11 protein-coding genes are annotated in these 12,402 nt (G+C 67.2%); 7 read left to right on the top strand and 4 right to left on the bottom strand.

The window, feature by feature from the left end; translation table 11 throughout:
• Positions 1–5: 5 nt before the first annotated feature.
• Positions 6–1,421 carry a succinylglutamate-semialdehyde dehydrogenase gene (astD, locus tag QQW98_RS00825; protein WP_290135668.1) on the bottom strand — a complete coding sequence of 472 codons (1,416 nt, stop codon included), beginning with the start codon at positions 1,419–1,421 and terminating at the stop codon, positions 6–8.
• A gap of 79 nt (positions 1,422–1,500) precedes the next feature.
• Entirely contained in the window at positions 1,501–2,880 is a 1,380-nt protein-coding gene (locus tag QQW98_RS00820; protein WP_290135667.1) for a protein adenylyltransferase SelO family protein, read from the bottom strand.
• 85 nt (positions 2,881–2,965) lie between these two features.
• Between QQW98_RS00820 and QQW98_RS00815 the strand changes: the two genes are divergently transcribed.
• The 5 genes from QQW98_RS00815 (at position 2,966) to QQW98_RS00795 (ending at position 8,678) form a co-directional block, all read left to right on the top strand.
• Positions 2,966–3,829: an alpha/beta fold hydrolase gene (locus tag QQW98_RS00815; protein ID WP_290135666.1), complete on the top strand. Its 864-nt coding sequence runs from the start codon at positions 2,966–2,968 to the stop codon at positions 3,827–3,829.
• Entirely contained in the window at positions 3,826–4,980 is a 1,155-nt protein-coding gene (locus QQW98_RS00810) for a glycosyltransferase family 4 protein (protein WP_290135665.1), read from the top strand. The genes QQW98_RS00815 and QQW98_RS00810 overlap by 4 nt, the downstream gene beginning before the upstream one ends.
• Positions 4,981–5,095: 115 nt before the next feature.
• Positions 5,096–5,878, top strand: a complete 783-nt coding sequence (locus QQW98_RS00805) for a tetratricopeptide repeat protein (protein WP_290135664.1) — start codon at positions 5,096–5,098, stop codon at positions 5,876–5,878.
• 19 nt (positions 5,879–5,897) lie between these two features.
• Positions 5,898–7,235, top strand: coding sequence for an outer membrane protein assembly factor BamB family protein (locus QQW98_RS00800; RefSeq protein WP_290135663.1), 1,338 nt, complete (start codon positions 5,898–5,900; stop codon positions 7,233–7,235).
• Positions 7,236–7,292: 57 nt separating this feature from the next.
• Positions 7,293–8,678, top strand: a complete 1,386-nt coding sequence (locus QQW98_RS00795) for a methyltransferase family protein (RefSeq protein WP_290135662.1) — start codon at positions 7,293–7,295, stop codon at positions 8,676–8,678.
• Between the two features lie 6 nt (positions 8,679–8,684).
• Here the strand turns inward: QQW98_RS00795 and QQW98_RS00790 are convergent, their stop codons facing one another.
• Together QQW98_RS00790 and QQW98_RS00785 are read right to left on the bottom strand one after the other, a co-directional pair.
• A complete protein-coding gene (locus QQW98_RS00790) occupies positions 8,685–10,055 on the bottom strand; it encodes a glutamate--cysteine ligase (protein WP_290135661.1) in 1,371 nt (456 codons plus the stop codon).
• Positions 10,056–10,094: 39 nt separating this feature from the next.
• Positions 10,095–10,856, bottom strand: a complete 762-nt coding sequence (locus QQW98_RS00785; RefSeq protein WP_290135660.1) for a 16S rRNA (uracil(1498)-N(3))-methyltransferase — start codon at positions 10,854–10,856, stop codon at positions 10,095–10,097.
• A 39-nt stretch (positions 10,857–10,895) separates the two neighbouring features.
• On the opposite strand from QQW98_RS00785, the gene ubiA reads away from it, so the two are divergent.
• Both ubiA and QQW98_RS00775 read left to right on the top strand, forming a co-directional pair.
• Positions 10,896–11,798: a 4-hydroxybenzoate octaprenyltransferase gene (gene ubiA / locus QQW98_RS00780; RefSeq protein WP_290135659.1), complete on the top strand. Its 903-nt coding sequence runs from the start codon at positions 10,896–10,898 to the stop codon at positions 11,796–11,798.
• Complete coding sequence (locus QQW98_RS00775; RefSeq protein ID WP_290135658.1) at positions 11,798–12,400, top strand: SOS response-associated peptidase; 603 nt, start codon at positions 11,798–11,800, stop codon at positions 12,398–12,400. Before ubiA ends, QQW98_RS00775 begins: the two co-directional genes overlap by 1 nt.
• Positions 12,401–12,402: the final 2 nt, after the last annotated feature.

Raw genomic sequence — 12,402 nt, 5'->3', positions numbered from 1 at the left:
CTTTCCTAGGCTTCGCGCAGGCCCACGCCGATGGTGGCGCGGGGTTGCTCCATTTCCGTGCTGGCGACCGGGTAGGCGCAGTAATCCGCCGCGTAGAACGCCGCCGGGCGGTGGTTGCCCGACAGGCCCACGCCGCCGAACGGGGCAGCGGAGGACGCGCCGTTGGTCGGCCGGTTCCAGTTGACGATGCCGGCGCGGATATTGGCCCAGAAACGGTTGTATTCCTGCGGCGCGCCGCCCAGCAGGCTGGCCGACAGGCCGAAGCGCGTGTTGTTCGCCTCCGCGATCGCCTCGTCGAAATCGTCGACCTTGATCACCTGCAGCAGCGGGCCGAACAGCTCCACGTCGGGGCGGTCCTTCATCGCGGTGGTGTCGATGATGGCGGGGCTGACGAACGGCAGGTCGTCGTCCTTGCGGCGCATGTGCTTGATCGCCTTGCCGCCGTTGGACAGGAAATAGACGAAGCTCTCCGTCAGCTGGTCGGCCACGTTGTTGTCGATCACCGGACCCATGAACGGGGCAGGTTCGCCGAAGGGTTCGCCCACGATGAGGCGATCGGCGAGGCGCTTCACCTGCTCCATCGTCTCGTCATAGAGCGACTTCTTCACGATCAGGCGCCGCGCGGCGGTGCAGCGCTGCCCGGCGGAGGTGAAGGCGGACTGGATGATCAGCGCCGCCGCATCGCTGACGAGCGGCGTGTCCCACATGATGATGGGGTTGTTGCCGCCCATCTCGAGCGCCACGATCTTGCCGGGATTGGTCGCAAGCCGCTTGTTGATCGCGATCCCCGCCTGCGCGCTGCCGGTGAACAGCACGCCATCGATGCCGCGGTGGGCGACCAGCGCCTTTCCTTCTTCCGGCCCGCCGTGCAGAACCTGGACCACGGCGGCGCTGACGCCGGCCTTGTGAAAGCATTTCACCAGCAGTTCGCCGACGGCAGGCGTCTTCTCGCTCGGTTTGAAGACGACCGCGTTGCCCGCGATCAGTGCGGGCACGATGTGGCCGTTGGGGAGGTGGGCCGGGAAGTTGTAGGGACCAAGCACCGCCATAACGCCGTGCGGCTTGTGCCGCAGCGCGGCGGTGCCCTGCAGCGCGCTGTCCAGCTTGCGCTGGCCGGTCCGCTCCGCATAGGCGCGGATCGAGATTTCGACCTTGCCGATCACCGCCTCGACTTCCGTGCGGGCTTCCCACATCGGCTTGCCGGTTTCGCGCGCGATCAGTTCGGCGAAATTCTCCTGCTCCCTGCGCACTTCGTTGGCGAAGCGGCGCATGAGCTCGATCCGGTTGGCGAGGGGCTGCGCGGCCCACGCCGGCCATGCGCGCCGCGCCCGGTCGACCGTGGCATCGACATCGCCGGCGACACCGCGCCACAATTCCCGCCCCGTCGCCGGTTCGGTCGAAATAATCGCGTCGCTACTCATGTGTGATCGGTTCCATCCCCGTTTCGCAGCGCTGATAGCCGCGTTTTTCCAAGCTTTCCAGTAATGTCCTGTCTATATTCTAGGACGGGGCCCGATGCGCCTCTCCCATGCGTCGCAGCGCGTCGACCTTGGCGTGGAGCGGGCCCCAGTCGTCATCCCGGTCGATTGCCGCCCAGATCGCCTCGACCTCCTCGATCAGCATGGTTTCCGGCCCGTCGCCCTGCCAGTAGTCGTGATCGCTCTCGACCGCTTCATACTGAGCCATGATTTCGCCGAGTGCGTGCGCGGCATCGCGCCCGCCGCGGTGGCGGAAGAAGAAGGCATCGGGCGGCTCGTCGCTAGTGCGAAGGGCCGCTTCCGACAGGGAGACGAGCTGGCGGTCGACCTCGTCGCCGCGGGGCTTCAATCCCAGCCGCTGGCACCAGCGCCGCGCCATCGCCGCCTCGTACAGCGGCCCGAAGCGGTCCATCGCGGCGATCAGCGGCGGCGCCTCGCAAATCGACCGCAGCGCGATGGCGAGCTGCGCGCTGTTCCAGTGCATCGCCTCGGGCTGGCGGGCGAATGCGTAAAGGCCCGCGTGGTCGAAATAGGCGGCGGTGAAGCCCGGCTCCCACCTGGGCAGGAATCGCCACGGGCCGTAATCGAAGCTTTCGCCGGTGATGTTCATGTTGTCTGTGTTGAGCACGCCGTGGACGAAGCCCGCGACCATGTAGCTGGCGGAAAGTTCCGCCATGCGCTCGACCACCTGGTGCAGCAGGCGTACGGCCGGTTCGCCGCGATCCGGCGCGTCGCCCGGCGGCTCTGCGCCGGGATAATGGCGCAGGCAGTAATCGACCAGCGCGCGCAGGTGATCGTGCTCCTCCAGCAAGGCGAGCCGCTGGAAGCTGCCGATGCGGATATGGCTGTGCTGCAGTCGCACCAGCACGGCGGAGCGGGTGGGCGAAGGCTCGTCGCCCCGCTCGAGCTGCTCGCCGGTTTCGATGACGCTGAACGTGCGGCTGGTTTCGACGCCGAGCGCCTCCAGCATTTCCGTGGCGAGGATTTCGCGCACCGCGCCTTTCAGCGTCAGCCGCCCGTCGCCCTGCCGGCTGTAGGGCGTCTGGCCCGAACCCTTGGTGCCGAGGTCGAGGATGCGGTCGCCGCCGTCCTTCAGCTGCGCGAACAGGAACCCGCGCCCGTCGCCGATGTCGGGATTGTATACGCGGAACTGGTGCCCGTGATAGCGCAGGGCGAGGGGGTGGGGGAGGTTGTCGGCCAGCGGCTCGAACCGGCCGAAATGGCGGATCCAGTCCTCGTCCGGCAGGCTTTGCAGCCCGACCTCAGCCGCTGCACGGTCGTTGCGGAAACGCAGGACAGTCTGCGGGAAATCGGCGGGCGCGACCGGATCGCCCAGCCAGTCCGCCACCTCCCCAATGATCGGCGCGGGGCGGTAAGCGGCAGGGTCGGGATTGCGCGGCATCTTCCCTAAGTGGGCGAGGGGCGCTAGCAGCGCAAGCCAGTGACACGCGCGCCGCGCCCGGCGCGCGGGGGAGGGGATCAGACCATTGGCCAGTGCCGCCCACGAAGACCGTTATTGGGACAGTCCTGACGGGCTGAAGCTACATTACCGCCACTATGACGGCGACGCGGCTGCGCTCCCCGTGATCTGCATGCCGGGCCTGACCCGCAACGCCCGCGATTTCGAGGAGCTGGCAGAGCACCTCGCCGGCAAGCGCCGCGTGCTGTGCGTGGATTTCCGCGGCCGGGGTGGCAGCGAATATGCGCGCGACCCGATGACCTATAACCCGGTGGTCTATGCCGGCGATGTCGCCGCGCTGCTGGACCAGGCGGGGATCGAGCGGTTCGTCGCCATCGGCACTTCGCTCGGCGGGCTCGTGACCTCGCTGCTGGCGACGATGCATGGAGGCAAGATCGCCGGCTATGTCATCAACGACATCGGTCCCGACATCGACCCCGAGGGTATCGAACGCATCAAGACCTATGTCGGCGTCGGCGGCAGCTATCCCACGTGGATGCACGCGGCGCGGTCCCTGCAGGAAGGGCACGGGGAGACCTTCCCTGACTGGTCGCTGGAAGACTGGCTCACCTTTGCCAAGAAATGCATGACCGTGGGCGGCAACGGGCGGATCGTGTTCGATTACGACATGAAGATCGCCGAACCCTTCCGCCAGTCGGAGGGCGCGCCGGACGTCGACCTGTGGCCCGCCTTCGAGGCGCTGGGCGGGCGGCCCGGCCTGCTGGTGCGCGGCGAGCAGTCCGACCTGCTGACACCCGCCACGCGTGACGCCATGCTGGCCCGGATCGACGGGCTGGAAAGCGTCACCGTGCCCCGCGTAGGCCATGCGCCGACGCTGGCGGAGCCGGAGGCCATCGCCGCCATCGACGCGCTGCTGGAGAGAGCGGGATGAACGAAGCCCGTCGGCCCGCGCGCATCCTCCACCTGCATTCCAGCTTCGCCCCCGGCGGCAAGGAATTGCGCAGCGTTCAGCTGATCAACGCCTTCGGCCGCTCTGCCGAGCACGAGATCGTTTCCGCCGACAAGAACCAGTACGGCGCCTCCAAAGCGATCAAGCCGGGTCTTCGCGTGCGCTATCCTCGCAGCTTCCCCTCCTTGACGGGCAAGCCCACGCCGCGCCGCCTGCTGAAAATGGCGCAGGCGATGACGGATTACGACCTTATCCTGACCTACAACTGGGGCGCGATGGACGCCGCGATGGCGCACACCGCCTTTGCCGAGCGGATGGGCCTACCGCCGCTGATCCACCACGAGGACGGCTTCAATTCGGACGAGGCGAAGAAGCTGAAGTGGTCGCGCAACTGGTATCGCCGGATCGCGCTTGGCCGGTCGGCGGCGGTTGTCGTGCCGTCGCACATTCTCGGCCGGATCGCGCGCCAGACCTGGAGCCAGCCGCCCGACCGCGTGACGCGCATTCCCAACGGTATCGACGTGTCCGCCTTCCGCAAGAAGCCGAAGCGCAGCGCCTTGCCGCGCCTGATCAAGCGGCCGGGCGAAATGTGGCTCGGCACCATGGCCGGTTTGCGCGAGGTGAAACGCATCGACCGGCTGGTGGAAGTCGTCGGCAAACTGCCCGACAACTGGCACCTCGTCATTTTCGGGGAGGGGCCGGAGCGCGAAGCGATCCTCGAGACTGCGGACCGATACGAGATAAGCGACCGCGTCCACCTGCCCGGCCACGTGAAGGATCCGGCGAAGGTTATCGGCCTGCTCGATATCTTTGCGCTATCTTCCGACAGCGAACAGTTTCCGATTTCGGTGCTGGAGGCGATGGCCGCCGGGCTTCCGGTCGCCGCACCCGATGTCGGCGACATCTTCGCCATGGTTGCGCCGGAGAACGAGGAATTCATCGTCTCGCCCGGCGACAGGGAGGCTTTCATCCACGCCGTACGGACCCTGAGTTCCGACGATGTGCTGCGCGAGCGGATCGGCAAGGCAAACAAGGCGAAAGTGACGGCCGAATACGGCGAGGCGCGGATGATCGAGTCCTACCGCGATCTCTACAACCGTTTCCTGCCGGCCCATGCCCGCTTGCAGGCCTGAGCCGGTTCACCGCAACTTCATTTGCCGGACGACATCTTCGGCGGACCAGTTGAATAGTCCCCGCCATGCGCTAAAGAGCGCGCCATTCCGAAATTGACAGCGAAAGTGGCTTTTAGTGGCCCTGACACCCAAGACCCCGCCGGCAAATATCGGCAATGAACCCGGCAAGAAGGAGCGCGTCGCCGATGCGGAGCAGGAAGCCCTGCTGCGCGAAGTGGACGAGGCGGTCCGCACCGACACGTTCGAAGGCTTTGCCAAGAAGTACGGCACCGCCATCGTCGGCGGCGTCGTCCTGCTGCTGGCGGCGTTCGGCGGCTACCTGTGGTGGAACTCCAGCCAGAAGGCCGAGCGCGAAGTCGTTTCCGAAGAGCTGATCCGCGGCATCGATCAGGTCGAAGGCAATGCGAACGCCAGCGAAACGCTCGCCACGGTGGAGGCCGATGGCGGTCCGGCCCAGCAGGCAGCGGCGATCATGCTGCGCGCATCTGCCGCCCAGCGGCAGGGGAACAACGCGGACGCGATCGAGCTGTTCGACCAGGTCGCCGCCATGGGCGATGCGCCCGCTGCCCTGCGCGACGGGGCGACGATCCGCGCGGTTGCCGCCGGATACGACACGATGCAGCCGTCGGACGTGATCCAGCGGCTGGCCCCGCTGGCGAAACCGGGCAACCCGTGGTTCGCCAGCGCAGCCGAAATGAGCGCGCATGCCTATCTTGCACAAGGCAAGCCGAACCAGGCCGGCCCGCTGCTGGTCGCGATCGCTCAGGACGATACGCTGCCGAACACGATTCGCCAGCGCACCCGGCAGTTGGCCGGATCGCTCGGCTTCGATGCGATCGACAACGTGGCGGAAATCGTCGGCCCGCAAGGCGCGGCGGCGCCGGCCGCGGCCGAATAGGACTTCAGAGGATTTTCGAATGACCCGCACCAAGCCTTTCTCTTTCCTCGCGGTTTCGGCGATGGCTTTGGCCGTATCCGGTTGCGGCATCTTCGGCGGTAGCGACGACAAGACGACCACGCCGACAGTCGGCAACCGGGTGCCGATCCTATCGCAGATCCGCGCAGGTGCAGTGGTCGATCCCTCGCTCGCGGGCGTGTCGGTGATCGTGCCGGCAGCGCAGGCGAATGCCGACTGGCCCCAGCCGGGCGGCGCGGCCAGCAACGCCATCGGCCATGTCGCGCTCAGCGCTACGCCGGCGCTGGCCTGGACCGCGCAGATCGAAGGCTCCAACGACCGGCGCCGTCTCGGCTCCTCCCCGGTGGTCGGCGGCGGCAAGCTATTCGTGGTCGACACCAGCGGTACGATCCGCGCGTTCGACGCCGCGAGCGGCGGTGCGCTGTGGACCAAGGCACTGGAGCGGCCCGACGGTTCGCAGAACGCTGCCTTCGGCGGTGGCGTCAGCTATGCCGGTGGCCAGCTGTTCGCGACCGACGGCACCGGCAACGTCGTGGCGATGAGCGCCGACACGGGCGAAATCCGCTGGCAGGTGAAGCCCGCCGGTCCGCTGCGCAACGCACCCACCGTGGCCTTCAACCAGGTCTTCGTGATGACGCAGGACAACCAGATCCACGCGCTGAGCACGCTCGACGGTTCGGCCATCTGGTCGGATACGGCAGCCGCTGGCAGCGCCGGCGTCTTCGGTGTCGGCGCCCCGGCCGCGGCGCAGGGTTCGGTCATCGCGGGCTACAGCTCTGGCGAACTGACCGCCTATCGTTACGAAAACGGCCGCAACCTGTGGTCCGACGCGCTTGCGCGCACCTCGATTTCCACCCAGGTCGGCACGCTGACCGACGTCGACGCCGGGCCGATCATCGAATCGGGCAAGGTTTACGCATTGGGGCAGGGCGGCCGCATGGCAGCGTATGACCTGCTGAGCGGCCAGCGCCAGTGGGAGCTCAACATCGCCGGCATTTCCACGCCCGCGGTGGCGGGTGAGTGGCTGTTCGTGCTGACGGACGAAGCGGAGCTGCTGTCCATCCAGCGCACGACCGGCAAGGTCCGCTGGATTTCCCAGCTCGACCGGTACCGCGACGCAAAGGACCGCGAGGGCGAGATTTTCTGGACCGGGCCGGTGCTCGCCGGCAATTCGCTGTGGGTCGCCAGCAGCCGCGGTGCGGTCAAACGGGTCGACGTGATGTCGGGGGCCATCGCCGACTTCCAGCAGCTCAACAGCGGCGTATCCCTGCCGCCGATCGTGGCCGGCGGGACCATGTATATCCTGGAAGACAGCGGCCGCATCAATGCCTACCGCTAGGGCTCGCCTGCGGGTTTTACCGCGGCCTTAACCCTTCTGCGCTACGGCGCGAGGGGTATGGACACAACGCGCACGATCCCCGCGGCCCGCCCGGCCAGTGATGTCAGCGCCGCCGTCGGCTTCGTCGGGCTGGCGACGCTGGCCGCATGGGTCATCGTGTGCCGCAACTGGCCGGCCATCGCCCCGCATTTCGGCTTCGACCCCGCGCTGGGGCGGCTCGACGGACCCTATGCCGCGTTGCTCGGCGTCGTTTTCTCCGGCCTCGCGATGAGCGTGTGGTCGGTGGTGGTCGAGAAAGTCCACCGCAATACCTCGACCGGGATGGCGTGGGACAACCCGCGCCCCTTGCACGCCGTGCTGGATGTGTCCGTGGTCAAGCTCGCCGGGCTATGGACCACATTTGCACTGATCGCCGCGTTCTACTGCCTCGGCCGGTGGTACTGGAGCGGTAGCTACCAGTTCTCGATGCACGTGCTCGGCTATGCGGCGATCCCGCTGGTCCTGCTGTCCGTGCCCTATGTCCTGTGGATCGACCGCCGCATGGGCGAACCGCGCGATGCCAGTTGGCATTTCGGCGCGATGCTGCTCGGCCGCGATGGCTGGGAAATGGCGGCGGTGAAGAAACACGGCCGCGCCTGGTTCATCAAGGCGTTCTTCACCGCCTTCATGCTTTCCATCATTCCGGGCGGCTTTTCCTACGTCGTGATGGCCGATATCGGCGCGGTCGCGGGCAATCCGGTGGCGCTGGGCGAGGTGCTGTTCGCGGCGCTGTTTCTGGTCGATGTGCAGATCGGCACGGTCGGCTATTTGCTCACCTTCCGCCCGCTCGACAGCCACATCCGCAGCGGCAACCCGTTGCTCGCGGGCTGGATCGCGGCGCTGATCTGCTACCCGCCGCTGGTGTGGGGCATCATGGGCGGCCCGGGCATCTTCACCAACGGAGAGGGCGGCCTGCTTGGATACGAGGTGGGCACCGGCGGCTGGGCGCATTGGCTGGGCGGCAGCGAGCTGTTGCTCTGGGTCTGGATGGGCTGGCTGGTGTTCCTGACCGCGGTCTATGCCTGGGCGACCTTCGCTTTCGGCATCCGCTTCTCGAACCTCACCTATCGCGGGGTCGTGACCAACGGTCCCTATGCCTTCACCCGCCACCCGGCCTATGTGTCGAAGAACCTGTTCTGGTGGAGCAGCGTGCTGCCTTTCGCGGTCGTCAACGGTTCGACCACCGACATGGTCCGCAACACCGTGTTCCTCGGCGTGGTGAGCGCGATCTATTACTGGCGCGCGCGCACCGAGGAGGCGCACCTGCTGGCCGAGGATCCGAAGTACCGCGAATATTACGACTGGATGGGCGAACACGGCGCGCTGACCGCGCGGCTGCGCAAGCTGGTGCGCTTCGCCAATCCGCGAAAGTCCGGCCCGCCGGTCATGCATCCGGTAGAGTAGGGCGCGCTAGAAGCGTTCCTCGTAAACGCGTGAAATATCGCCGTCCCACGGGCCGTGAAACTTATCCAGCAGGACTTGCGCCGGCGACTTGCCGCTTTCGATGATCGCATCGAGCGGGCGCAGGAAACCGGTCTCGTTGTCGCCGCTGGTGGAAGGATTGCCGCGCGCGGCAAGGCCCTGCCGCGCGATTGCTAGCACGTCCTTGCCGAGTTCCTGCAAGGTCCGCCCGCCGGGCACGGCAGCCGCCAGCCCTTCCTTCGGCACCGCGTTGCGCAGTGCCTCGCGCTCTTCCATCGACCAGTCCTTGACCAGGTCCCACGCCGCATCGAGCGCGCCCTGGTCGTAGAGCAGGCCGACCCACAGCGCGGGCAGGGCGCAGATGCGGTTCCACGGGCCGCCATCGGCCCCGCGCATTTCGAGGAAGCTCTTCAGCCGCACTTCGGGGAAGGCGGTGGACAGGTGATCCCACCAGTCGCTTTCCGTCGGCTTCTCGCCGGGAAGCTGTGGCAGCTTGCCGTCCATGAATGCGCGAAAACTTTCCCCGGCGCAGTCGATATACCGGCCGTCCCGCACCACGAAATACATCGGCACGTCGAGCATGTAGTCGACATAGCGTTCGTAACCGAAGCCCTCTTCGAACACGAAGGGCAACATGCCCGTGCGGTGCGGATCGGTGTCGGACCAGATGTGGCTGCGATAGCTCAGGAAGCCGTTGGGCTTGCCCTCGGTAAATGGCGAGTTGGCGAACAATGCGGTGGCGAGTGGCTGCAACGCCAGCCCGACGCGGAATTTCTGCGCCATGTCCGCTTCGGAAGAATAATCGAGGTTCACCTGGATCGTGCAGGTGCGCAGCATCATGTCGAGGCCGAGATTGCCGACCTTCGGCATGTGCCGCATCATGATGCCATAACGCCCCTTGGGCATCACCGGCAGTTCGCCGCGCGTCTTGTCCGGCCACATGCCGAGGCCGAGCATCCCGACGCCCAGTTTCTTGCCGATCGTCTTCACCTGGTGGAGGTGGCGCTGCGTCTCGTTGCAGGTTTCGTGAAGGGATTTGAGCGGCGCGCCCGACAACTCGAACTGGCCGGCGGGTTCCAGGCTGATCGTCCCGTCCTCGCCCGCCATGGCGATGACCTTTCCGCCTTCCTCGACCGGCTCCCACCCGTATTCGCGCATGGCGAGCAGGATGTCGCGGATGCCGCCGGGTTCGTCGTAGGACGGGGCGCGGTAGTCTTCGGTCCGGAAGACCAGCTTCTCGTGCTCCGTCCCGATCCGCCAGCGGTCCTTCGGCTTCTCGCCCGCCTGCATCGGCGCGACGAGCTGGTCGCGGCTTTCGATCACGGGATCGTTGCTATTGGAAACTGATCGGGTCGACATGCGCTCGCCCTAAGCCAGCGATTGTGAATTCGCCAAGCGCTATTTCCAGTCGCCGGCGATACCCATCCACAGCGCGGTGGCGGCAATGGCGGCGGTTTCGCCGCGCAAGATGCGGGGGCCGAGCGCAATGGCGCGCGCCTGGGGGTGGGCACGGATGGCGGCGCGCTCGGCATCGTCGAAGCCGCCTTCGGGGCCGACCAGCAGCGCGGCCGGACCAGCGGCGGACGCAAAAGCCCCGGCTGCCGGATCGCCGCCCGTCTCGTCCGCGAAGAACAGCACGCGGCCCTCCGGCCAGCCTGCCAGAAGCGCATCGAGTTTCACCGGAGCGGCAACCTGCGGCAGCGCGGTGCGGGCGCACTGCTCCGCCGCTTCGGTGACGAGGGTCTGCGCGCGCGCATCGTTCAGCTTGTCGGCGACGCAGCGGCGGGTGACGACCGGGTGGATGGCCGCCACGCCCAGCTCGGTCGCCTTTTCGAGCACGAGATCGAAGCGGTCTTTCTTGAGGAGGGCGGGAACGAGCCAGAAATCGGGCACGTCCTCGCGCGGACGCAAGCGCTCGCCCACCGTCAGCGTTACGTTGCGCCGGTCCGCCGACTCCATCCGGGCGACCCATTCGCCGGTCGCATCGTCGCACAGGATCACTGCGTCGCCGGGCTTTGCGCGCATAACGCGTGAAAGATAGTTTGCCTGGTTGCCCTCCAACGACACCATCGCACCCTGCGCCAGCCGGTCCTCGACGAAGAGGCGCGGCGCGCTGCGCGGGGGCCATGCGGGGGTCTTGGGATCATGCGTCGACGGCATGGCTTTTCACTACGCGAACGCCGCTGTAGGACAAGGGCGATGACCGATAACATCGTCCCCGACAGCCAGCACCGCGGGCTCGTGGCGCGCCTGCCGCAGCTGCCGCGCGACCTTGCGCAGCTGGCCCGGTTCGACCGGCCGATCGGCTGGTGGCTGCTGTTCTGGCCCTGCGTTGCCGGGGTCTGGCTGGCGGGCGAGGGGCCGCAATGGGCGCTGCTCGCGTGGTTCCTGCTCGGTGCTATAGCCATGCGCGGCGCAGGCTGCGTCTACAATGACATCGTTGATGCGAAGCTGGACCGGAAGGTCGCTCGCACGGCGCAGCGCCCGGTGGCGAGCGGCCGCGTGTCGAAGCCTCTGGCCTGGGCCTGGCTGATCGCCCTGAGCCTGGTCGGCTTCGTCATGCTGCTCCAGCTGCGGTGGCAGGCGCAGCTGGTCGCGCTCGCCAGCCTCGCACTGGTGGCGGCCTATCCCTTCATGAAGCGCATCACCTGGTGGCCGCAGGCCTGGCTCGGCCTTGTCTTCAGCTGGGGAGCGCTGGTCGGCTGGACCGAACTGCGTGGGCCCCCGTGGGAGGCGCTGGCCGCGCTGTATGCCGGGTGCGCGCTGTGGACCATCGGCTATGACACGATCTACGCGCTGCAGGACCGGGAGGATGACGCGCTGGTCGGCATAAGGTCGAGCGCGCTGCGCATGGGCGAAACCGTGAAGGGCGGTGTCGCCGCATTCTATGGCGGCGCGCTTGGCCTGTGGGCGCTCGCCATCTGGCTGCTGCGCGGAGACTGGCTGGCGCTGACGGCGCTGCTGCCGGTCGCTGGCCATCTCGCGTGGCAGGTGCTTACGCTCGACCCGGCAGACGCCGACAACCCGCTCGCCCGTTTCCGCGCCAACCGCTTCGCCGGGCTGTTGCTGGCGCTCGCCTGCTTCGTGGTTGGGAACGCCTGATGTGCAACCTTTATCGCATGACGAAGAACGCAGACGAAGTGGCTGCATGGTTCGATGCGGTGAACGAGGCCGCAGGCGGCAACTGGGGGGCGGAGGTCTATCCCGGCACACCCGGCCTCGTGATGGCGGAAGGCAAGGTCAAGGCCTGCACCTGGGGCTTCCCGCTCCAGCGCAAGGGTGCGAAGGGCCAGCCGCTAAAGCCGAAGCCGGTCAACAACACGCGCACCGACAAGCTCGGCTCGCCATTCTGGAATTCGAGTTTCGAGAAGCGCCGCTGCCTCATCCCGGTGGAAGCCTTTGCCGAAGCCGAAGGGGAGAAGGGCGCGAAGACCCGGACGTGGTTCTCCGCGCCCGATTCCGACTTGCTCGCCATCGCCGGCATCTGGCGCTGGAGCGAGGAATGGGGCGCGGTCTATTCCATGATCATGACCGAAGCTGCCCCGGAAGTGGAAGGCGTCCATGACCGCAGCCCGGTCATCATCGGCCCCGACCAGCGCGGCGCGTGGCTGGACGGCGAGCCGGACGAGGCTTTCGCGCTATGCAAGCCGTGGCAGGGCGGGCTGGAGGTGGAACGGACGGACGCGCCGTGGGTGCGGCGCTAGCG

It is taken from the genome of Alteriqipengyuania flavescens (assembly GCF_030406725.1).
Taxonomy (GTDB): domain Bacteria; phylum Pseudomonadota; class Alphaproteobacteria; order Sphingomonadales; family Sphingomonadaceae; genus Alteriqipengyuania_B; species Alteriqipengyuania_B flavescens.
Note: the sequence above shows the minus strand (reverse complement) of the source record. Positions and strands in the feature narration are given on the sequence as shown.